Annotated in this window: 17 protein-coding genes; 7 read left to right on the forward strand and 10 right to left on the reverse strand. The window is 62.5% G+C overall.

Going from position 1 to position 23,199, the window contains the following annotated elements; all coding sequences use genetic code 11:
* Window positions 1-64 precede the first annotated feature (64 nt).
* From NKH51_RS16720 to NKH51_RS16735, 4 genes are all read right to left on the reverse strand, one after another.
* Window positions 65-1,204: an acyl-CoA dehydrogenase family protein gene (locus tag NKH51_RS16720; RefSeq protein WP_254762804.1), complete on the reverse strand. Its 1,140-nt coding sequence runs from the start codon at window positions 1,202-1,204 to the stop codon at window positions 65-67.
* Window positions 1,205-1,523: 319 nt separating this feature from the next.
* Window positions 1,524-3,080, reverse strand: a complete 1,557-nt coding sequence (locus NKH51_RS16725; protein ID WP_254762805.1) for a long-chain-fatty-acid--CoA ligase — start codon at window positions 3,078-3,080, stop codon at window positions 1,524-1,526.
* 105 nt (window positions 3,081-3,185) lie between these two features.
* Window positions 3,186-5,351 (reverse strand): TRAP transporter permease, encoded by a 2,166-nt coding sequence (locus tag NKH51_RS16730; protein WP_254762806.1) that lies wholly within the window; start codon window positions 5,349-5,351, stop codon window positions 3,186-3,188.
* Window positions 5,352-5,356: 5 nt separating this feature from the next.
* Entirely contained in the window at window positions 5,357-6,397 is a 1,041-nt protein-coding gene (locus NKH51_RS16735; RefSeq protein WP_254762807.1) for a TAXI family TRAP transporter solute-binding subunit, read from the reverse strand.
* A gap of 223 nt (window positions 6,398-6,620) precedes the next feature.
* On the opposite strand from NKH51_RS16735, the gene NKH51_RS16740 reads away from it, so the two are divergent.
* From NKH51_RS16740 to NKH51_RS16755, 4 genes are all read left to right on the forward strand, one after another.
* On the forward strand, window positions 6,621-7,784 hold the full coding sequence (locus NKH51_RS16740) for an acyl-CoA dehydrogenase family protein (RefSeq protein WP_254762808.1): 1,164 nt from the start codon (window positions 6,621-6,623) through the stop codon (window positions 7,782-7,784).
* A 135-nt stretch (window positions 7,785-7,919) separates the two neighbouring features.
* Window positions 7,920-8,690 carry an IclR family transcriptional regulator gene (locus NKH51_RS16745; protein ID WP_254762809.1) on the forward strand — a complete coding sequence of 257 codons (771 nt, stop codon included), beginning with the start codon at window positions 7,920-7,922 and terminating at the stop codon, window positions 8,688-8,690.
* Window positions 8,691-8,942: 252 nt separating this feature from the next.
* Window positions 8,943-9,557, forward strand: a complete 615-nt coding sequence (gene rdfA, locus NKH51_RS16750; protein ID WP_254762810.1) for a rod-determining factor RdfA — start codon at window positions 8,943-8,945, stop codon at window positions 9,555-9,557.
* 759 nt (window positions 9,558-10,316) lie between these two features.
* Window positions 10,317-10,676 (forward strand): hypothetical protein, encoded by a 360-nt coding sequence (locus tag NKH51_RS16755; protein WP_254762811.1) that lies wholly within the window; start codon window positions 10,317-10,319, stop codon window positions 10,674-10,676.
* 195 nt (window positions 10,677-10,871) lie between these two features.
* Here NKH51_RS16755 and NKH51_RS16760 read toward each other — a convergent pair whose 3' ends face one another.
* The 3 genes from NKH51_RS16760 to NKH51_RS16770 form a co-directional block, all read right to left on the reverse strand.
* Window positions 10,872-12,392, reverse strand: coding sequence for an aldehyde dehydrogenase family protein (locus NKH51_RS16760; RefSeq protein ID WP_254762812.1), 1,521 nt, complete (start codon window positions 12,390-12,392; stop codon window positions 10,872-10,874).
* Between the two features lie 190 nt (window positions 12,393-12,582).
* The gene (locus NKH51_RS16765; protein ID WP_254762813.1) at window positions 12,583-13,077 is read right to left on the reverse strand and encodes an Lrp/AsnC family transcriptional regulator; all 495 of its coding nucleotides are present in this window, start codon (window positions 13,075-13,077) and stop codon (window positions 12,583-12,585) included.
* A 416-nt stretch (window positions 13,078-13,493) separates the two neighbouring features.
* On the reverse strand, window positions 13,494-14,501 hold the full coding sequence (locus NKH51_RS16770) for an ornithine cyclodeaminase family protein (protein WP_254762814.1): 1,008 nt from the start codon (window positions 14,499-14,501) through the stop codon (window positions 13,494-13,496).
* A gap of 213 nt (window positions 14,502-14,714) precedes the next feature.
* Between NKH51_RS16770 and NKH51_RS16775 the strand changes: the two genes are divergently transcribed.
* Window positions 14,715-16,040 carry an aminotransferase family protein gene (locus NKH51_RS16775; RefSeq protein ID WP_254762815.1) on the forward strand — a complete coding sequence of 442 codons (1,326 nt, stop codon included), beginning with the start codon at window positions 14,715-14,717 and terminating at the stop codon, window positions 16,038-16,040.
* Between the two features lie 31 nt (window positions 16,041-16,071).
* On the opposite strand, the gene NKH51_RS16780 is transcribed toward NKH51_RS16775, so the two are convergent.
* Window positions 16,072-16,701, reverse strand: a complete 630-nt coding sequence (locus NKH51_RS16780; protein WP_254762816.1) for a type 1 glutamine amidotransferase — start codon at window positions 16,699-16,701, stop codon at window positions 16,072-16,074.
* A 159-nt stretch (window positions 16,702-16,860) separates the two neighbouring features.
* On the opposite strand from NKH51_RS16780, the gene NKH51_RS16785 reads away from it, so the two are divergent.
* Both NKH51_RS16785 and NKH51_RS16790 read left to right on the forward strand, forming a co-directional pair.
* Window positions 16,861-18,168: a glutamine synthetase family protein gene (locus tag NKH51_RS16785; RefSeq protein ID WP_254762817.1), complete on the forward strand. Its 1,308-nt coding sequence runs from the start codon at window positions 16,861-16,863 to the stop codon at window positions 18,166-18,168.
* A 250-nt stretch (window positions 18,169-18,418) separates the two neighbouring features.
* A complete protein-coding gene (locus NKH51_RS16790) occupies window positions 18,419-20,755 on the forward strand; it encodes an aminotransferase class III-fold pyridoxal phosphate-dependent enzyme (protein WP_254762818.1) in 2,337 nt (778 codons plus the stop codon).
* A gap of 132 nt (window positions 20,756-20,887) precedes the next feature.
* On the opposite strand, the gene NKH51_RS16795 is transcribed toward NKH51_RS16790, so the two are convergent.
* Window positions 20,888-22,231 (reverse strand): aspartate aminotransferase family protein, encoded by a 1,344-nt coding sequence (locus tag NKH51_RS16795; RefSeq protein ID WP_254762819.1) that lies wholly within the window; start codon window positions 22,229-22,231, stop codon window positions 20,888-20,890.
* Window positions 22,232-22,360: 129 nt separating this feature from the next.
* Complete coding sequence (locus NKH51_RS16800; RefSeq protein WP_254762820.1) at window positions 22,361-23,197, reverse strand: ABC transporter permease; 837 nt, start codon at window positions 23,195-23,197, stop codon at window positions 22,361-22,363.
* Window positions 23,198-23,199: the final 2 nt, after the last annotated feature.

The following is a 23,199-nucleotide window of genomic DNA, read 5'->3' on the forward strand; positions in this document are numbered from 1 at the left end:
CGCGTCCACTATCCGATCGCAGTCTCCAAAAAAGTCCGAACGTTCGACCGTCGAACCGAGCCGCTTACAGGATCTGGTCGGCGATGATGTTCTTCTGGATCTCGCTGGTGCCCTCGTAGATCTTCGTGATCCGGGCGTCGCGGTAGTAGCGCTCGGCGGGGTAGTCCGTGACGTAGCCCGAGCCACCGTGGACCTGGATGCCCTCGTCGGCGACTTCGACCGAGATCTCGGACGCGAAGTACTTCGCCATGCTCGAGTACTGGGCAGCGACGTCTTGGTTGTTCTTCTCGACCTGCGAGGCGGCGCGGTAGGTCAGCGAGCGGGCTGCCTCGACCTTGGTGGCCATTTCGGCGATCTTGTGCTGGATGGCCTGGAACTCGGAGATTTTCTGGTCGAACTGCTCGCGCTGGTTCGCGTACTCGATGGCGGCGTCGAGCGCGCCCTGAGCAGCGCCGACGGCCTGGGCAGCGACGTTGGCACGACCGGCGGCGAAGAACTCCATCAGCTGGTAGAAGCCCTTGTCGACTTCGCCGATAACGTTCTCTTCGGGAATACGGACATCGTCGATAATGACCTCCGCGAGGTCGGAGGCGCGGATACCGAGTTTGTTGTCGATCTTTTCGGTCTTGATGCCGTCCCAGTCCATCTCGACGAGGAAGGCGGTGATGCCTCGGTGGCCCTCGCCGGGGCTCGTCTTGGCCATGAGGACGCCGATGTCGGCGACGGTCCCGTTGGTGATCCACATCTTGTTGCCGTTGGCGATGAACTCGTCACCGTCTTTCTCGGCGACCGTCTCGATCCCGGCGACGTTCGAGCCGTGTGCGGGCTCGGAGATCATCGACACCGACGCGATCTCGCCGTCGGCGATCTTGGGGAGCCACTCCTCTTTCATCCACTCGTCGCCGAACTCCATGATCATGTTCGAGCCGAACCCGGCGCTACCGATCGCGGAGCCGATCCCTGGGTCCGCACGCCAGAGTTCCTCGGTGACGATCGTCGAGGCGATCTTGTCCATCCCGGCACCACCGTACTCGAGGGGAATACTCGGTGCGACGAAGTCGTACTCGGCAGCCGTCCTACGGAGGTCTTCGGGATACTTGCCTTCCTGATCGTGTTCTTCTGCGACCGGCTTGATCTCGTTTTCGCCGAACTCGCGCACGGCGTCGCGAATCGCCTTTTGTTCGTCGGACAGCGTGAATGCCATACGTAACCACTAGGAGAGCGGTACCAAAATAGCTTCGATATATTCAACAGTTGCAAAAGATCGACTCCTCCGTTCTAACGATGTTAATACGTTTCCGTAGAACGGCTACCGCGTTATCGGTGTCATGGGGCGACATGGCACATCTAGTCGCACGACAGCGTTGCGAGTAGTGTGTCACTCGTTTCAGTAACTGTTATTAGGTGGCGTCTGTAGCCCGCGTTACGCGGGCTCGTTCGTCTAGATGGGCGAATCGAACCTGGCCGGGAGGTGGGCCAGAGCGGCTCCCTCGCGCCTCGAGAACGAAAGTCGAGCGGGGCGATCAGTCCTCGTCGCGAAGTTCGAACTTCTGTACCTTCCCGGTGGTCGTCCGCGGCAGTTCCTTGACGAACTCGACCTCGCGCGGGTGTTTGTACTCCGCAAGGTTCTCGAGACAGTACTGTTTGATGTCCTCGGGCGTCGCCTCGGCGTCGGGCGTGGGGACGATGAAGGCCTTGACGGTCTCGCCGCGGCGCTCGTCCGGGATCCCGACGACGGCGGCGTCGGCGACATCCTCGTGTTCGAAGAGGAGCTCCTCGACCTCGCGCGGGTAGACGTTGTAGCCGCCGGTGACGATCATGTGCTTCTCGCGGTCGACGACGTAGAAGAAGTCGTCCTCGTCCCAGTAGCCGATGTCGCCGGTGTGGAACCAGCGCTTGCCCTCGGACTCGGTGAAGGCCTCCTCGTTTGCCTCGGGCAGCCCGTAGTACTCCTGCATCACGTTCGGGCCGTGGATAACGAGTTCCCCCGTGATCTCGTGGATCGCGGCCTCGTCCTCGTCGATCGGCCCTTCCTCGACTCGCGGGACCTTGTTGAAGTCCTCGTCGACGATCTTCGCCTCGACGCCCTCGAGCGGCTGACCGATGCTCCCCTTCCGGCGGGCGTTCTCGCGGTTGGCGTGGGTCACCGGGCTCGTCTCGGTGAGGCCGTACCCCTCGTAGAGCTCGACGCCCCACAGGTCCTCGAAGCGCTCTAAGACCTCGATCGGCAGGCTCGAGCCGCCGGAGTTGGTAAATCGGAGCGCCTCGAACTCGTAGGACTCGGCGTCGGGCTGGTTGATCATGTCGTTGAACATCGCCGGCACGCCGAACATGATCGAGAGCTCCTCGTCCTCGAGGAGGTCCATCACGGTCGGTGCGTCCCACTCGGGGACGGGGTAGTAGGTGCCGCCGCTGTACATCGCGCCGTTCATGACGACGGACATACCGTAGATGTGGAACAGCGGCAGGACGCCGACGAGTCGGTCGGAGGCTTGGAACCCGCCCGGCGGGACGTCCGCGTTCGCTCGCGTCGTCCAGCCGATGTTGTGATGCGTCAGCAGGACGCCTTTCGGCGTGCCCGTCGTCCCCGACGTGTAGGGCTGAACCGCGACGTCGTCGTCCGCGCGCTCGACGATGTCTTTCGTCTCGTCGGCGAGGAACTCGTCGAACTCGGTCGCGCCGTCGACGTCCCCGCCCACGCTGACGACCTCCTCGACGTCGGTGTCGTCGAGCACCTCGAGAACGTTCGGGACGTTGTCGGCCAGCGAGACGACTGCCTTCGCCTCGCTGTCACCGAGCAGGTGGCTGATCTCGCGGGCTTTGTACTGCGGGTTCATCGGCACGATGGCCCCGCCGGCGCGCAAGATGCCATAGAAGGCCGTGACGAACTGCGGGAGGTTCGGCAGGTAGATCCCGACGCGGTCGCCCTCGCCGATCCCGCGGTCCTCGAGCGCCTGCGCGAACTGGCCGGTACGCTCCCAGAACTCCGCGTAGCTCAGCTCGGTCCCCTCGTAGACGATCGCGGCCGAGTCCGAGTGTTCCTCGACGGTCTCGGCGACGTCAGTGACAAGATTCGTCATCCTCTGGGTGTGTGTCGCACGCATTCACAAAAGGGTTGTTACTTGCAAATCAACGCAAGCGTAGTGGACGAAGCGGAGTAGCGGGATGCCGCGCCGATTACCCGATCAGTCGAGCGCCGAGCGCTCGGCTTCGGGAGTCGTTTCGGTCTCCGCGGGCATCTCGTATCCGACGACGACTCGAGCGTGGAGAAGCACGCCGACGATGGCGGCCGCGGCGACGAGCTGTACCCCGACGTGAACGAGTGAGCCGAACATCGCACCGAGCGCGCCGACGACGTAGAGCGCGCGGACCGGAGTGGAGAGGTCTCGCGCTCCGTCGAAACCGATCGTCGCGACGATCAGGCCGACGGTGCCGGCTAACACGAGCGGGAAGGCGAGCAGCGTCTCGCTCGACCAGTAGATGAGGCTGTCGTTCGCGATGAAGGCGTAGGGGATGACGAACCCGGGTGCACCGAGACGGAGCGCCTGCTTACACGACTGGAGGAAGCTCGCGTTCGCGATACGTGCGCCGACCGCAACCGAGATTGCGACCGGTGGCGTGATCGCTGACAGCATCGCGAAGTAGAACACGAACATGTGCGTCGCGATGGTCGGCGTCCCGAGGTCAGTGATCGGTTTAGCGACCAGAATGGCCACGAGGATGTACGCCGCGGGCGTCGGCATTCCCAGCCCGAACAGGATACTCGCGATCATCGCGAGGAACAACACGACGAACAGTCCTCCGCCGAACCCGAGGATGCTCACTTCGCTCATACCGATGATACTCGTCGCGACGCGGGCCGTCAATCCGGTCCCCTCGAGTAGCTTGATGATCACGCCCATCGCCGCGAGCACGCCGACGAGCGGTGCCATGTCGATGCCCCCCTGTTTGAGTCCGTCAAGCGTCTGTTTGGTCGTCCGGGCTACGCTCGCGACGATCTCGTCGCCCGAGACGTCTTCTGTCTCGAGTTCGAATCCGTCCTCGAGATCTACTTCGAGGAATCTGACGACGAGGTTCCGGACGTACATCACACCGACGGTCGTGAAGATGGTGTACATCCCCGCTGTGAACGGTGAGTATCGGAGTACCACGAGCGTCACCAAGAGCACGCCCATCGGGACGGTAAAGTGCAAGCCCCGGAGGAGGAGCCGCCAGTTGAACGGCGTCAGGTCGCTCGAGATCCAGCCGAATTTGAGGATCGTGAAGTGAACGGCCAGGCAGACGCTGAAGTAGAACAGCGCTGCCGGAATGACCCCCGCTTGTACGATGTCCAGATACGGGACCTGAATAATGTCTGCCATCAGGAACGCTGCGACGCCCATCACCGGCGGCAGCATCTGGCCGCCCGCGGAGGCGACCGCCTCGATCGAGGCAGCGACGTCGTCGCTGACGCCTTGGTCCTTGATCATCGGGATCGTGAAGCTGCCGGTCGTCGCGGTGTTCGCGGCCGCGCTGCCGGTGATCGATCCCATGATCATGCTGGAGATGACGGCGATCTGGACGACGCCGGTCCGGAGACTCGTCCCGAGTTCCTCGCCGATTTCGCGGACGAACTCCATCAGGCCGAAGGTCTTGGCGAGCCCGGCGAACATGATGAAGATCGCGACCCAAGTCGATCCGACCCGCATGAGAGTCGGATCGTAGACGCCACTGATCCCGACCGCGCCGTTTTCGGCGATCTGTTGCCAGCTCATTCCCGAGTGGCGGAACACGCCGAACAGCTGCGTGCCGACCATCGAGTGAGCGTACAGGATAGAGAGGACGGCGACAGCCGCGATGACCGTCCCGAACGCTCGACGAGTCACGTCGATCGCCAGCGCAATCACTATCCCGCCGATAACGTGATCTATGGTATTGTATCCGAGGATGAACGCGTCTCCCTGAAGTCGGGTGAAGTTGGCGTAGATATAGGCCGTCGCTGCGACTGCCGTCACGGCCAACGCGATGGCGATGTATGGATCGATCACCGCGTAGATGCCTCGGAGTCCAGATTCGGCCGCTGCATCGCCGCCAGCTCCGTCGTCGGTGTCTTCCCCCGTTACGCCGAATCGATCCTGGGCGTAATCGAGATAGTACAGCGCTACCCCCATTCCGAAGAACAGGATCATGTACCGTTCGACCCGTGTCACCCACTCCGGTTCGGCGATGATCCCCTCCAGCGGCCATCCGAACACGAGGGAGACGGCGTACAGCAGGGTAAACAGCGTCAAACCGGCGCCTAACCAGTAGGTAATGCCATCGAGGGCACGCAGAGGAACGCCTCGTTCGGAACGTCGATCCGTTGTAGACATCGATGCTATTTCTCGTCAGCGCGCTCGAAGTCTTCGCTCCAGACGCCGAGCTCGTCCTTGTAGAAGTCGGCCGCGGCCGGATGGAACGGGACCCCGTCGTACATGTTTTTGATCCAGAAGTCGTTGCTCTCGAAGGTGGCCAAGAGGCCGTGGTAGTCCGCGAGCTCCGACTGCTGCTCGTGCATCGCGGTGAGGAAATTGTAGACTGCGTCGTAGTCGAGGTCGTTGCGCGAGACGAAGTTGTACGCGAACGTCGGGGCGGCGATCTCGCCGGGCGTCGTCGCGTTCTCGATCGAGCCGGTGTCGACCGTCTGGGACAGCAGCCGTTCGTCGTCCTCCCACGCCTGGGCCGTCGCGTCTTCGACATCGAGAACCTTCATGTCGACTTCGCTTGCGATCTGCTGAAGCCAACTGGGCGTCACTGCGAAATTCATTAGCGTCCCCATACCGACATCGAGCTGGTTTTCGTTCATTGCGCTGCCCTGACTGCCGTAACCGACACTGGCACGCTCGTATCCGTCAGTCGCGTAACTGAGTGCCTTCTCGAGCGCGGGTGCGGTTCCGGATCCCTCCGGTGTCGGCGAAACCTTCGTGTTAGCACCGATGTCCGACAGCGTCTCGAGCTCCGAGTCGTTGGTGATGAAGAACCACGGCAGATCGTAGTAATGGAAGATCTGCACCATGTCGAAATTGAGCTGCCCGTACGGATCGTTGCCCTGTTGAACGTCGTAGGCAGACCAATTCTGGAGGTAGACCATCTCTGCGTCCTCGCTCTGGAGAGCGCCGAGGTTCGCTTCGGTCCCCTGGCTCGTTTGTGCTTCGACGAAGAGCTCGTCGGTCTGATCGTTGACCGCGCTCGCGAGCCCCTGATTCGCGCTGTATGCCGTCGTACTCGATGTCGACGTCCGCATTCGAATAGTCGTTTCGTCGCTTCCACTACCGCTCCCGGAACAGCCGGCTAGCGCCGTTGCGGCTCCGATACCGGTCGCTGCGAGAATCGATCGTCGAGTCGAACGCCTATCCGTGTGACTGTGTTCGTTCGCCATGAGACATTTCTTCATAGTTACCTATTATAGTCCTTGCGCTATCTGCCGAAATTGGCTGTTATTTGTATGTTATCATATATATGTAAGAATGATAACATTCGGTCCGATTGGAAAGTGGCCTTCGTTTCCGGACAGCAAGAATCCTCCCCAGTCGCCGTTTCGTCGTCGATCACGAGACCATCGGTATCGCAACGCCTATTGTGCCATTCGCATAAGTCTATGTATGCTGGATTTCGTTCAGCTCGAGGAAGATCTCGATCAGGAAGAGCGGATGATCCGGGACACGGCCCGGGAGTTCGTCGAGGAACACGTCAAACCCGACATCGGCGAGCACTTCGAGAACGGGACGTTCCCGAAGGAGCTCATCCCGAAGATGGGTGAGCTCGGCTTCTACGCCCCGAATCTCGAGGGCTACGGTTCGCCGAACGTCTCCGAGACGGCCTACGGGCTCCTGATGCAGGAACTCGAGGCGGGCGACTCGGGGCTGCGCTCGATGGCGTCGGTTCAGGGCGCGCTCGTGATGTACCCCATTCACGCGTACGGGAGCGAAGAACAGAAAGAAGAGTGGCTGCCGGCGCTGGGCGAGGGGAAGGCGATCGGTTGTTTCGGTCTGACCGAGCCCGAACACGGCTCGAACCCGACGGCGATGGAGACCCGCGCCGAGCGCGACGGTGACGGCTACGTTCTCAACGGCTCGAAGACGTGGATCACGAACTCACCGATCGCCGATGTTGCCGTCGTCTGGGCGCGCGACCAGTCGGCCGAGGACTCCCCGGTGCGGGGCTTCCTCGTCGAGACCGACCGCGACGGCGTCACGACCAACAAGATCACCGAGAAGCTCTCGCTGCGCGCTTCGATCACCGGCGAGATCGGTCTCAACGACGTCCACGTTCCCGAGGAGAACGTCCTGCCGGGCGTCTCCGGGATGAAGGGGCCGCTGTCCTGTCTCACGCAGGCCCGCTACGGTATCGCCTGGGGCGCGGTCGGTGCGGCCCGCGACTGCTTCGAGGAGGCCCGCCAGTACGCACAGGACCGCGACCAGTTCGGCGGCCCGATCGGCCGCTTCCAGCTCCAGCAGCGCAAGCTCGCGGAGATGGCCACCCAGATCACGCTCGGCCAGCTGCTCGTCTACCGCGTCGCCGACCTCAAAGAGCGCGGCGACCTCCGCCCGCAGCACATCTCGATGGCCAAGCGCAACAACGTCCGCATGGCCCGCGAGCAGTCCCGCGTCGCCCGCGAGATGCTCGGCGGCAACGGCATCACCACCGACTACTCGCCGATGCGCCACCTCGCGAACCTCGAGACGGTCTACACCTACGAGGGCACTCACGACATCCACACGCTGATCCTCGGCGAGGACCTCACGGGGCTGCAGGCCTACCAGTAACCGTCTCTGTCGTTCTCGACCGTCGCTTTTTGCGTCCCGTCTCTCGTCTCTCCGTCTCCCGATGCTGTTCCGACCGACGAACAGCGCGTTTCACTCTCCGGAACATTGATTGCAGTCTACGAGTAGAATTTGGACATGGGCACGAATCGCGACGAGAACGACGCCGAGGAGGTCGGCGTCTCGACGACGCGGAAGACGTTTGCACTCCTCGAGGCGCTCAAAGACGAGGAAGGCGTCACCATCGCGGAGCTTACCGACCGAACTGACCTGAGCAAGAGCACGGCGTACCGGCATCTGCAGACGCTGACCGACCTCGGCTACGTGATCGAACGCGACGGGCACTACTACGTCGGCTTTCGCTTCGTCGAACTCGGCGAGCAGGCCCGCTCCCGGAGAGTGGGATACACGGCGGCCAAGCGGGCGGTGTTCGAACTCGGTCAGGAGACCGACGAACGCGCCGTCTTCATCGTCGAAGAGGACAACGAGGCCGTCTACGTCCACCGATACGGGAGTCTCTCGAACACGATGATCGGGCATCGGCGGCCGCTCCACTCGATGGCGTCGGGAAAAGTCATTCTCGCGGAGTGGGACGACGTCGCGGTCGCCGACTACGTCGATTCCGTCGGCCTCGAAGCCCTTTCAGCGAACACGATCACGGATCCCGACGCGCTGTTCGACGAACTCGAGACGATTCGCGACCGCGGGTACGCGGTAAACGACCAGGAACACATGGACGGCCTTCGCGGGGTCGCCGTTCCAGTCTACACGCCCGACGACGAGTTCCTCGGCGCGTTGGCCGCGTTCGGGCCGACCAGCCGATTCACGGACGACTACGTCCACGACGACCTTCCGACGCGCCTCCGAGACAAGGCCGGCGAGATCAGAGTTACGCTCGCGTACGGCTAACGATCTCTTGCAATCGCTTTCCCCTACGACGTTCGATACGCGTCCGGTTTCGACCGGACGATCGGTGATCGATCCGATCGTTTCACGGGTCGAAACGAAGCCGAGTTGCTCGATGCTCGTCGAGCGCGCGACTGTCTTCTATGCCGCCGCATGGGAAAGTCGACCCGACACGCGGACGGTTCGTTTCGGAAAGTGAATTTCCTCGCCCTTCGCTTCGAAATCACTTTCCTAAGCCAGTCGAATTTCCGTACAATGAACGAGCGATCTACGGGACCGGGGCCGGACCCCAAGGTCCTGCGGCTCATCCGAAAGTACGATTTCGAGGGCCTCGGCGACGATCTCGAGGCAGAGTGGACTCGTCCCGAGGACCGAACGAGCCTGCGAACGCTCGCCGATTCGTTCAACGAGCGACTTCTTCGCGCCGCGCTGGCCGAAGCCGACGTGGAGACGATCACCGACGATGTCAGCCGGTTGTACGCCCTCCTCAACGGCGACGCGGGGAGCCGCGGTGAGCAGACCGCGGCCCGCCGACGGCTCGAGCGGGCGGGCGTCGACGTGGCGACGATCACCGACGAGTTCGTTTCCTACGGCGCGATCAGATCGTATCTGACGGGATACCGAAACGCCTCGCTTCCCGAGACCGACGACGAGACGTGTGCGACGGAAGTGAGCGCCATCGAGGGGCTTCGCCAGCGAACGGTCGCCGTTACCGAGAGCAAACTCGACCGTCTGTGCGACGCCGACCGCCTGCAGCTCGGCTCCCACCGCGTCCTCGCCGATATCCAGGTTCTCTGTGAGGAATGCGGTCGACAGTACGATGTCGCCACGCTGCTCGAGAGCGGTGCGTGCGAGTGTTACGACTCGTAGCGTCCGGCCTCAAGTGGGTCGGCGGACTCGTCCAAAAGCCGTAACATCCGTACTGATGTTATATGTTTCTCTCACGTCCCGTTTCGCCGCTCCGGCTCGTTCGGCGATATCCTCTCGATGGTGTCGATCGAATATACAGTTCAATATTATGGTAGTCGTCTCACGTGGTGAACTGATGCGGCGGTCGGCAGAACCGGTTTCAGCTCGACGAAACCGATAGCGATCGGCCTTCTCGGCGATATAGTTGCAGCAATCCACGACGAGGAGGGTGATTCCGCGCGCTCGGTCCCCGACCCGCGTTCCCGATCCATTTTTCGGTCGAACTGGGGCTTGCTCCCCGAAAAATCGACATTAACCGTGCTCGAAGGGCTGAATTGACGGGCGTTCGCCGATCGAGCTAATTAACTTCTAGATCGGAACATGTTCTCGGATCTATCTCTTTCAGCACACGTTTTACCGTCGCACTCTCGTATCGCGGTCGTTCCGAACACGCACTGATGAACCCATCGTCTCGGAGGCGTGGCCATCGGACGCACGGCCGCGGTCGCCAATCGAACCGAACTCGGCCCGGCCGCGTCGGCGAACGGACAGTCGGACGTGTCGCTGTCCGCGGACGACGCCTCGAATTTGAGCCGCCGGCTGCTGATTTTGTGCCGACGCCCGCCGGCGGGTCGGCTACCCCTTGAGAATGAATAACGTCCGACACTGCCATAATCCGCAAGTAGAACCACTAACCCTCGCAAACCCGTGCTAGAATCTATGGTGAACGCAATCGGACACGACAGGCGGTTCGATTTACCGGGTACCACCGGACTGCGGGCCACGTTCTTCAGCCTCTGGTTCGTCGACCTCGTCGCCACGGTTCTGTTCTTTATCGTGCCGTACGCCACCGAGATGAATCCCGTCACGGTCTTTCTGCACGATCTGTTCGGTCTCGCCGGCGTCGTTCTCGCCGCCCTTATCTATGCCGGATTCGTGGTCGGTATCGGTTACGTCCTCTCGAAACCGTTCGACATCGCCTTCGTGACTTCCATCGTCGTCCTCTACGCGCTCTTCGCGAGTAACAACGTTGTGCTCCTGCTGTCTCGCGAACCGTTACTGGCCCCGGTCTTGTCGTGACCGAGACGGCTTGTCCCGAGCCGGCTGCCGCCGGCATCCGATCCGTGCGTCGGGACGAAGAACGAGGCCCGTCGCTTGCGAACCGCTCTCTGTATCGCTGATATCGCCTGTGAGAAAGTTCTCGACGACGAAGGGATCGAGTAACGGCGGGGGCGTCGACTGGCTGACGGCTCCTGGCTGGGGAGAGACGACGGATTAGAGTTCGGGATCGTCGATCTGGATGTTGATCGTCTTCGTCTGCTGATACTCCTCGAGCGTCTCTTTCGCACACTCCCGACCGATTCCGGACCGTTTGTATCCGCCGAACGGCGTCCCCGGAACCAGACGGCCGTACTGGTTTACCCAGACCGTGCCGGCTCGGATATCGTCCGCAGCGGCGTGGGCGAGCGAGAGGTTCGTCGTCGCCACCCCCGCGGCCAGGCCGAAGTCGATGTCGTTCGCGATGGCAATCGCTTCGTCGTAGTCGGAAAACGTGAGCACGGATGCCACCGGGCCGAAGATTTCCTCCTGTGCGATCCGCATGTCGTTCGTGACGTCGTCGAAGATGGTCGGTTCCACATACCAGCCGGCGAGTTCGTCATCGAGCGTATCTGTTCCGCCGCCACGGACCACCGTCGCACCTTCGCGCCGGCCGAGTTCGATGTACTCGTTGACCTTCTCGAACTGTTGTTTCGACGCGAGTGGCCCGGTCGTGGTCTCCTCTCGAAGCGGATCGCCGACGGTCCGTGCGGTTGCCTCGGCCTCGAATAGGTCCATAAACTCGTCGTGGACGTCTTCGTGGACCAGTGTTCGGGAGAAAGCCTCACACGACTGACCCGTGTTGTAGAAAACGCCCTCGGCGGCGATCGAAGCCGCCTTTTCCAGGTCCGCGTCCGGGAAGACGATGAACGGCGATTTCCCTCCGAGCTCGAGCGTCACGGGGGTGATTCCCTCGGCGGCGGCTTTCATCACCGTTTCACCGGTCGCATCCTCGCCGGTAAACGAGAGCTTGGAAACGCCCTCGTGACGCGTCAGCGGAGCGCCGACCTCGTCGCCGAAGCCGTGGACGACGTTGAGTACGCCGGCCGGGAGGACACCCTCGGAGAGCTGGGCGATCCGCGTCGCCGAAAGCGGCGTCTGCTCTGCGGGTTTCAACACGACGGTGTTCCCCGCCGCGAGCGCCGGGCCGAGCTTCCACGCCGTGAGTATGAGGGGATAGTTCCAGGGAACGATGAGTCCGGCGACGCCGTAGGGCTCGCGTTTCGTGAACGCGTGGACGTCGTCGGCGACCGGGATCTGGTGGCCCTGTTCGCCCCGGACGACGTGCGCGTAGTACTCGATGTAATCGAGTGCCTTACCCACTTCGTACGTCGCGTTCGCGATCGGTTTGCCCGCGTCGAGACTCTCGAGCAGGGCCAACTCTTCGCTGTTCGCCCGGAGGACCGACGCCCACTCGAGGATGGCGTCCGATCGCTCGTCGGCAGTCATCGATCCCCACGTGCCGTCGGATGCCGCCTCGGCCGCATCGACGGCCGCGTCGACATCGGCCGCAGCACAGCGCGGGACGGTCGTGATCGGGTCGTCGACTGCGGGCGTACGCGTCTCGAAGCGTCGGCCGGTATCGGACGGAACCGACGCGCCGTCGATCCAGGCGTCGAACTGAACGTCCGCTGTCGCCTCGTCGATCGCTCGTTCGTGATTCCGTTGGAGCGTGTCGGTGAAGCCGTCGGTCGTCATCGGTACTCGGGGACCGACGCGAGAGTCGATACGCGTTCGGTCGGATCGGTTTCCCGTCTATTAATTCGACTTTTCCTTTTTGCCTGGAACATGAGACAATCATAGTGTGCATAAGTTATAAATTCTTCCAAAATAGTGTGGGCCGATAGGAAGGCATGACGACAGGTTACCGGTGAAAGCGACGGCCGATTCAGTCCTGAAGCGGTTCCAGGTTATCGAACAGTAACTCGAGATCGAAGTCGTTGAGTGGACGGTTCTCGTCTTTGATCGTCTTGATCGCGAACTTGGAACTCGTCCGATTAATCTCGTCGATCGCTTCGAACTGTTCGACGATATGTTCGACCATATTTCGGTTCGCCAGTCGGGAGATGACGACGAAGTCCGTGTCGCCCATCGTGAAGTAGACCTGATTGACGCCGTCGACCTCGCTCAGTCGCTCTCCGACTTCGTTGTGATACCCTTTATCGTAGTCCGCCCAGACCTCGGTAATGACCGTGATATTCAGTCCGACCTTCTCCATATTCAGGTCGAACAGATCGTTTCTGATCACGTTCTTCTCCTGCAGGTTATCCAGCCGATAGTGGACGGTCGATTTCGGAATATCGGTTTCCTCGGAGATTTTTTCGGCACTTCCCGTTTCGATCTTCGCAATAGCGTTAAGAATCCGGATATCTTTTCTGTCCATGGTTTGAGTCCGTGGTGTCTGGTAGACAGTATGTCGTATCCTATCTACTTTATTGTATTGTTATATGCAAGTATGTTATTTAAAACGGATGAGGGATGCCAGTAGCGATTCGGTCCCTCGAGACGGTCTCGATCGATGGATCACGACCCGCAAGCGGACGCCGGATTCAAATTACAGGCATATGGGTGTAAAACCATGACTACCTCCCTTGGTCTGAATCCAGATCGACGAAATATATATCTATCGTATCTCGTCCAGTTGCAATCACTATATTTGGATAAGATCGATAGGGACTGTCAGATTGACGACTACGAGTCGGACCGGCGTCGCGTGAGACTCCGCGTGAGTTCCGTCGGATGCGAGCCGAAATCGAACGCGGCCGAAACGCGACGGCGTCGGGGCGGCGGCGAGTAGCCCTACCGTTCGGCGTGGGAGTCTGCGACGCCGAGGAGGTCAAACGTCGTTCCGCTCCCGTTTTCGGTCGCGGACTGATACGCGATGCGTGCGGTCGCGACGTCCTGGATCGCGAGGCCGGTACTGTCGAAGACGGTGATACCATCGTCGCCCGCTCGGCCCGCTTTCGTTCCGACGACGATCTCGCCGAGAGCGGCGTGAATGTCTTCGTCAGTGAGCACGCCCGTCGAGTAGGGGACGTTTATCTCGCCGGAGTGAGTCGTCTGGGCGTGATCGTCGATGACCAGCGTGGCCTCGAGGAGCACGTCGTCGGCGAGCTCCTGTTTTCCCGCAGCGTCAGCACCCATCGCGTTGACGTGCGTGTGGTCGCCGATATCGTCTAACTCGACGATCGGGTCTCTCACGGGCGTCACCGTCGACAGGACGTCGCAGGACGCGGCATCGCCGACGTCGCCCTCGCGGACGGCGAACCGGTCGTCGAAGTGGTCGGCGAACGCTCGAACCCGACTCTCGTCGAGATCGCTGACGACGATCTCCCGGATCGGCCGCACCTCGGCGATCGCTTCGACCTGCGTGTACGACTGGATCCCGGCACCGACGATACCGAGGCTCGTCGCGTCTTCGACGGCGAGCTCGTCGGTCGCGACTGCCGCCGCGGCGCCGGTCCGTTTCATCGTCAGTTCGGTCCCGTCCATGATGGCGAGCGGGAGGGCGGTCTCGGGGTCGGAGTAGATCATCGTTCCCATCACCGTCGGCAGGTCGTGCTTCTCGCCGTTATCGGGGTGAACGTTGACCCACTTGATGCCGGCGGCGTCCCACTCGCCGGCGTCCAGGTAAGCGGGCATGGCACGGAAGTCGCCGTTGTACCGCTCGAGGTCCACGTACGATTTCGGCGGCATCTGGGCCGTTCCGCGTTCGTACGCGGCGAAGGCCTCTCGAACGGCCGGTACCACGTCCGACATTTGCGCGTTCTCGCTGACGTCCTCGCTGGAAAGCAGACGAACAGACATACCTCAAGACGTATCACATACCGTAATAGTTCGACCCGTCCCGGCAATATCGTCTTATATCTCACATTCGATTATAATATCGGATTCAGTTTAATGCCGGTCGCCCGGCGGTCGTCGACGGGTCCGTCCGACGCGTCGGTCGATCGGGCCGGTATTCCTCGGTTCGGAGCGCCGGTAATAATATATAGCATCTACTGTAATAGGTTGGTTAGAATGAAATCCAATGATTCGGCCATAAAGTTGGACGAGCTCTCAAGCAACATCCCCCACTGGTACGACCCGGAGGGTGATGGAGTCCCCCTGACCGAGGGATGCGGCGCGACGGTGACCGACGCCGCCGGCGACTCCTACCTCGATTTCGTCTCGTCGCTGTACTGCGTCAACGCTGGTCACGACGACCAGCGGATCATCGAGGCGATCACCGATCAGCTCGGACGGATCCCGTACGTCTCCTCGGCGAAGGAAAACGACGCGCGAGCGAGGCTGGCGGACGCGCTGGCGGACGTGGCACCGGAGCCGCTCACGGACGTAACGTTCTCCGTCTCGGGGAGCGAGGCGAACGAACTGGCGATCCAGATCGCTCGCGAGAGTCAGGACGCGCCGAAGGTGCTGACTCGATGGCAGTCCTATCACGGGAGTACGTACGGCGCGGCGAGCCTGACCGGCGATCCCGAAACTCGAAACGCCGTTCAATCTCACGCGGCGACGACCGGCGGCGTCAAGTTCCTGCCGCCCCTCCCTGACGTGTTCGACGCCGAAGGAGCGGAGCTCGCGGAGAAGGCCGCCGACCACGTCGAGTTCGTCATCAGGAACGAAGGACCCGATTCGATCGCTGCGATCGTCATCGAGCCCGTCGCGGGATCCAGCGGTGGATTTCCGGCCCCGCCGGGATACTTCGAACGGCTCCGCGAGCTCTGTGACGAGTACGACATCCTCCTGATCGCCGACGAGGTGATCACCGGGTTCGGTCGCTGCGGGGAGATGTTCGGGATGCAGACCGAGGGTGTGGATCCGGACATGATCACGTTCGCGAAGGGCGTCACGAGTTCGTACGTCCCGCTCGGCGGTGTGCTCATGCGGGAGGCGATCGCCGATCGCGTCCGCGACGGCGGTACCGCGGTCGGGCAGACGTTCGCCGGCCATCCGGTGGCCTGCGCCGCCGGCCTCGCCGCGCTCGAGGCGTACGAGGACGGCCTCATCGACAACGTCCAGTCCCTGGCGCCCGTCCTGCGGGAGGAACTCGAGGCCCTCGCGGAACGCCACGATGTCGTCGCCGAGGTCCGCGGTCGAGGGTTCCTCTGGGGGGTCGTCGTCGAGGACCCCGAAACCGGGGAGCCGTTCGCGAACGCGTGGGTCGACGACGACGCCGAGAACCCGGTCGAGGATGTCGCCGAGGCGGCGCGGGATGCGGGGCTCCTCGTCGGCGTCGGCCGGCCGAACTTCCAACTGCTCGTCGCGCCGCCGCTCTGTATCGACGAATCCGACATCTACGACGCGGTCGAGACGCTCGACGAGGCGTTCACTGCCGTCTTCGAGTAAGCGCTGCCCGATCGATTCTCTCCGGTCGCGACTATCGGTGACAGTACGCGGCGAAGTTCTCGAGCACCGCCGTCGCGTTGCACTCGTCGAACGAGTGATCGCCGTCGCTCCAGTCGCTGGGACGATCGCGAACGCGCGTCGTGAACTCGGGGTGGAACTGGACCGTCCAGATCGGCGCGTCGGCGTGGCGAGTACAGAAGTACTCGTTGTACTCGGTTTCGGCGATGACCTCCATTCCCGATCCGGGCTCGACGACCAGATCGGAGTGGAGCACGGGAACGATCGGCTCGACCCCGGCGAGGACGGGGTCGTCCGCGTCGACGCTCACCATTTCGACGAACGTGGCTCGGCGCCGGTCCTCGACGACTTCGCCGCCGAGCGCGGCGTTGATCAATTGGTGGCCGAAGCAGACGCCGAGCAGCGGCAGTTCTTGGTCGCGACCCGTCCGAACGAGCTCCATCTGCGTGTCGAACCACGGATATCCCTCCTCGTAGACGCTGGCGGTACTTCCGCTGATAATGACGCCGTCGTACTCCTCGAGCGGTGGGTGATCGCGATCCTCCGCGTACACGTGATAGTCGCTTTCGGGGGTGAAGTGTTCGATCTCCGGACCGAGATAGCGATACTCCGGTCTGACTTCGTCGTCGAGGACGAGTATCATCAACGCTCGGTACTGACCCGAGAACAATAAATTATAGTACCTCTACCGCAATCTCCATTCAGACGGTGCCACACCCTCAATGAGAATATCTACCACACAGCAATCGATCCGTGAGGGGCCGAACCGCGGGGGACGGATCCGCGAGGAGGCGATGCTCGAATGACCGACGCGACCGATCGGATGATCGAAGCGGTCGAGGACCCCGCGATCGACCACGTCTTCATCGAGTTCGCCGATGTCAACGGCATCTCTCGTTCGAAGCAGCTCACCGCCGACACCTTCCTCGAGAAGTGGGCCGACGGGTTCACGATGAACCTCGTGATGTTGGCCCAGACGCCGCGCAATCACGTCCCGGAGGGCTCCGGACTCGGCGCGGAGATCGGACACAGCGACGGGATCGTTCACCCGATCCCGGAGACGACGACGCGGCTGCCCTGGCGCGAGAACGCCGTCCGGGTCCTGTGTACGTTCACCCACGAGGGCGAGCGGCTGGCGAGTTCGCCGCGGGCGGCCCTGGAGTCGGTGCTCGCGGCCAATGACTTCGGGTTCGACTTCTACGCCGGGAGCGAGCTCGAGTTCTACCTCCTCGAGGAGGGTTCCGGGAACGAGTATGTCCCCGCGACCGACGGCAACCACGAGTGCGTCTCGTGGGCGACCGAGGAGGTCTCCGACTTCTACGACCGACTCGCCGGGTGGGCCGGCGACTACGGCATCGACCTCACCGCGCTCCACCACGAGCACGGTGCCGGCCAGCTCGAAGTGCTATTCGACTACGGCCGACCGCTCGAACAGGCGGACACGACCTTCGACTTCAAGCGGCTCGTCAAACAGGTCGGCCGCAGCTTCGATCAGTGGCCGACGTTCATGGCCAAGCCCTTCGCCGACCGGCCGGGCAGCGGCTATCACCTCCACGTGAGCGCGTTCGACGACGGGGAGAACGCCTTCGAGGCCGACACGGGCGATACGCTCTCCGAGCGGGGCCGGCACTTCGTCGGCGGCCTGATGGAACACGCCGACGCGCTGACCGCGCTCGGCACACCGAACATTAACGGATTCAAGCGGTTCGAACCGAGTTCGTTCGTCCCCTACACCGCCTCGTGGGGGTACGACAACCGGATGACCGCGGTCCGCGTCCCGTTGGGGGAGCCGCGTCTGGAGGCGCGGATCGCCAGCGCCGACGCCAACCCCTATCTGGTCATCGCCGGGACGATCGCCGCGGGCCTCGACGGGCTCCGGCGCGAGCTGGAGCCGCCGGCGCCGACCGACGGCGACCCGACTGGGGATCGCCCGGAGCTCCCGCGCTCGCCCGAGCTCGCCCTGCGCGCGCTCGAGGCGGACGACGCGCTCGTCGATCTCCTCGGCGAGGATGTCGTGCGCATGTTCGCGGCCTCCAAGCGGCGCGAGCTGCAGGCGTTTCGGGATCACGTCACCGACTGGGAGCGCGACCAGTACGTGGAGACGATTTGACAGCGCGAATCGGAAGCGCAGTCATAGAGTGGTGCGGCGATCGGGGTCACCCGACGTGAAGCGGAGGACGTGGCCCTTGAGCGACTGATCGCAGTCATAGCGAACCGGAAGCATCGGGGCGCGATTCCAAAATCTCTCTCGTTGGCACAGCGCTACTACGAACACTATTCGCAGGATAGAGTGGTGTTTTGATGATATATGGGGGAATCTATATGAAAGGTAATCGCCTACGAACGGACGTGAACGACCGATGACGGACGCGTCTGAGCTGTTAGACCCGTTTATTGTACAGCCCCCGACGTTAGACGAACAGCGGGCGGCACGGATCGCCGAACGCGAGTTCGGTAAGCGAGGGACGGTGACGGAACTCGGCGGGGAGCGAGATCAGAACTTCCGAATCGATGCCGACGACGGCGAGACGTACGTACTGAAGATCTCCAGTCCGGCCGACGACGTTTCGTCGCTCGAGCTGCAAGCCGAGGCCCTGCGGCACGTGTCTCGGACCGATCCCGACCTCCCAGTGATGGAGATCGTTCCGACCATCGAAGGCTCGCCCTGGACGTCCGTCGACGACGACGAGACGTATCTCGTGCGGATGTTTACGCACGTGCCCGGGCGAACCGTTTCGGGGACGGAACTCGACGGGGAGGCCCTGTACGAGTACGGAGCGACGGCGGCGAGACTCGGAGAGGCCCTTCGCGGCTTCTTCCACCCCGACGCGGACTACGACATACTGTGGGACCTGCGACACACCGCCGAACTTCGATCGCTACTCGACAGTGTCACCGACGAAGAGCGACGCGCTCTCGCCGGCCGCATCCTCGATCGGTTCGAAGATCGGGTCGAACCGGTTTTCGATTCGCTCCGCGCGCAAGTGATCCACAACGACCTCACGCTCGACAACGTCCTGCTGGACGAGCGCGATCGGGTCAGCGGGATCGTCGATTTCGGCGATCTCACCCATACGGCCCTCGTGAGCGACCTCGCGATGGCGATCGCGAGCGTAATGTATCGCCGCGAAGACCCGATCGAAGCGGCCCAGGCGGTGATCCGGGGTTACGTCAGCGTCACGCCGCTCGAGGACGAGGAGGCCGGCCTGCTGGCGGACCTCGTCGCGGCCCGGCACCTCACCTGGGGAGTCACGGTCGCGTGGCGGCTCGACGAACATCCCGACAAGACCGACGAACACAGCGTCGCCGGCGTCGACGACGGATGGGAACTGTTGCGATCGCTCGACGAACTGGGGTTGGACACCGTCGGTCGACGCCTGCGAACCGCCGCGCTGGCCGGTAACGTTCCGTACTCTCGAACGGACACGGCCGATTTGGAGTCTCGGCGACGCCGGGTTCTCGGACCGTCGCCCCTCTCGTACCGCGACCCCGTCCACTTCGTCGGCGGCGAAGGGGTGTGGTTGTACGATTCGTCCGGCCGTCGCTACCTCGACGCGTACAACAACGTACAGGTCGTAGGTCACGCGAACCCCGCAGTCGCGGACGCCATCGGCGGACAGGCGCGCAAACTGGCCACCAACACTCGGTACCTGCACGAGGCACCAGTCGAGTTAGCCGATCGCATTCTGGCAACGATGCCCGACGAACTGGACCGAGTCCTGTTCGTCAACTCCGGTAGCGAGGCGACCGACACCGCCTGGCGGCTGGCTACGGCGGCCACCGGAAACGACGGCGCGATCGTTTCGGAGAACGCGTATCACGGTATCACCGAGGCGACGACGGCGCAATCGCCCACGATTTGGCCCGAGAGTTTCCGCCCGGACCACGTCGAGACGGTCCGGCCGCCGGTCGACGAACTCCCCCGCCGGACGCGCGCGGATCGAGACCCGGTCGAAGATATAAACGAGTCGCTCGAGACTCTCGAGAAACGAGGGCGGGGAACTGCGGCGTTCGTGTTCGACTCGCTGTTCACCAGCGACGGAATCTTCCCTCCCGAGGGAGGCCGATTGGGATCGATGATCGATCGTGTCCGCGAGGCCGGAGGTGTCGTCGTCGCGGACGAGGTACAGGCTGGATACGGACGAAGCGGCTCGAATATGTGGGGGTTCCAGAGTGCAGGTGTCATCCCCGATATCGTCACGATAGGGAAACCGATGGGCAACGGACATCCCGTCGCGGCCGTCGTGACGCGGTCGGACATCGCGTCGACCCTGTACGACCGGACGGGCTTTTTCAGTACGTTCGGCGGGAATCCAGTGTCCTGTGTGGCTGCGCTGGCGGTGTTGGACGAGATCGAGGAGAGGGACCTGCTGACTCACGCCGCCGAGGTCGGCGAGTACCTTCGTGACGGGCTGCGGGAACTGGCCGTCGAACACGAACGCATCGGCGAGGTCCGTCAACGGGGACTGATGATCGGTGTCGAACTGGTCAGAGACCGAGCGACCCGGGAGCCGGCACCGAACGAGGCGACGGCAGTAGTCAACGGGCTCCGTCAGCGTCGGGTGCTCATCGGCTCGACCGGCAAAGAGGGTAACGTGCTGAAGATCCGCCCGCCGCTGGTGTTCGAAAAAGGACACGCGGACCGCCTCTTGGAAGCGTTAGACGACGCACTCTCGGAACGGAGCGCCGGGAACTAACTCCCGAAAGTTCCGCCGGGGCCCCGGCCGGGCGATAGCACTCTTCGAGCAGTCCTGGACGGGCAAAACGAATCACGTTCTCTCGCAGGAAGCGGGTGTGCCGTCGCGCGAGCAGCGGCGCGGCCGGTTCGGTTACTGCTTCTCGGCGAGCAGCGGGGCGACGGATTTGAACGCCTCGAGGTGCTCGTCGATGTGTTCTTCCTCGTGTTGGACGCTGATGGTCCACTGCTGGGAGGCGTCGTGCGGGTGCGGCAGAACGCCCTGGTTGAGCATCGCGAACCAGTAGTTCTCGTGGAACTCGGTGTCGACGTGCTCGAGGTAATCGCGATAGTTCTCGATCCGCTCCTCGGTAAAGTGGACGATTCCCTGCGAGTTGACGTTCTCGACGTGGCCGTCGATCCCGGCGTCGGCCATGATATCCTCGTAGCCCCCGACGAGTTTCTCGCCGAGCGCGTTGACGTGCTGATAGGCGTCGTCGGTGAGCACGTCGCGGAGGACGGTCGTGACCGCCTGCAACACGAGCGGGCTCCCGTTGTACGTTCCGTAGTGGGCCGCGCCGTCCTCGATCGTTCGCATGACTTCCTCGCGACCGCCGAAAGCGCCGACGGGGAAGTTGCCGCCGATACTCTTGGCCATCGCGACGAGGTCGGGTTCGACGTCGTAGTACTCGGCCGCGCCGCCGGGGGCGACCTTGACGCCGGTCTTCACTTCGTCGAAGATGTAGGCGATGCCGTACTCGTCACAGAGCTCGCGGAGCCCCTGCAGGAACTCCTTGTACGGTTGCGTCACGCCGACGTTCATCACGATCGGTTCGACGATGAGGGCACCGATCTCGTTCATGTGCTCGCGCATGATCGCTTCGACCGACTCGAGGTCGTTGAACGGGGCGATCTCGACCGTGTCGGCGATCGCTTCGGGGATCCCCTCGCTCTCGATCAGCTTCGTCGGACGTTCGGGATGGCCCAGTTTCCCTTTCGGCGTCGACTTGCTGATTAGGACGGCGTCGTGGACGCCGTGATACGATCCTTCGATCTTCAGAAGCTTGTCCTTGCCCGTGTACGCCCGCGCGATTCGAATGGCGTGCATCGTGCTCTCCGTCCCGCTGTTCGTAAACCGGACGAGGTCGACGGGGTCCCACCGCTTCTTGAGTTCCTCGGCGGCCTCCGCAAGGAGGTCGTGCGGATGGGTGAAGAGCGTCCCCTCGTCGAGTTGGGTCTTGACCGCGTCAGTGACGGCGGGATGCGCGTGTCCGACCATCCCCGCTCCGTTGTTCATGTCGAAATCGAGATAGGAATTGCCGTCGACGTCGTGCAGGTGGACGCCCTCCGCCCGGTCGACCACGAACGGATGCGGATCCCACGCGCGGTACGTGCTGGCCACGCCGGCGGGGACGTGGTTCCGAATTTCTTCGAACCGTTCCTTGCTCTTGGGGGTGCGATCGACGTATTCTGACTCGAGACTGTCCCAGATCTCCATGTGTCGCTCGTTCGTTCGTACCGTAATAAATATTTATACTACATTCAAAAGGATGCCATTTGATAGGACTATGTCCTATCAGTCGTAGATGTTTTGTCGAAAATGGGTACAGACGCGGACTGAGCGAAATCAGCGCCGGCGGATGAGTTCGCTCGCGACGATGAGCCCGATACTGAACAGCAACACCATCGTGCTGATTGCGTTGATGACGGGGTCGGTCCCGTGCTGGACCTTCGACCAGATGTAGATGGGGAGCGTGTTCTGGACGCCGCTGGTGAAGAACGCGATCAGGAAGTCGTCGAACGACAGGGTGAAGGCGAACAGCGCACCGCTGACGATACCGGGCATCAGGATCGGGAGCGTCACCCGGCGATACGTCTGCCACTTGCTGGCACCGAGGTCGCGAGCGGCCTCCTCGAGTTCGGGGTCGAAGCCGCGAAGGCGCGCGCTGACGGTGATCAAGACGAACGGCGTGACGAACACGAGCTGGCCGATCATCACCGTCACTAGCGACGTGTTGATGTTCAGGAAGTTGAACCAGAGCAGGAGAGCGATCCCGAGGATGAGTCCGGGAATCGTCATGGGCGCGACTACGAGCGCGCGGTAGAACCCCTTACCCCGGAAATCGGCCCGCACGAGGGCGATCGCACCGAGCGTTCCGAGGGTGGTCGCTCCGAACGTCACGACGGTACCGACGTAGAGACTGTTCATCGTCGCGCGGATGAGGCGCGTGTCGCTCACCATCTCCGCGTACCACTGCATCGTGAACCCGTCCCAGGGGACCGACGAGAACGTCCCCTTCTCGAAGGAGAAGAGGATCAACACGGCGATCGGCGCGTAGAGGAACGTGAACACGAGCACGGTCCAGATCGGGAGCCAGTACCGCTCCGCGACCGCGAGGATCGAACCGATCGAGTTGGTCACGGTCTCGCTGCCAGCGTTGGTCTCAGACGTTTTCGTACTCATCG

The organism is Natrinema marinum (assembly GCF_024296685.1).
Lineage (GTDB): Archaea > Halobacteriota > Halobacteria > Halobacteriales > Natrialbaceae > Natrinema > Natrinema marinum.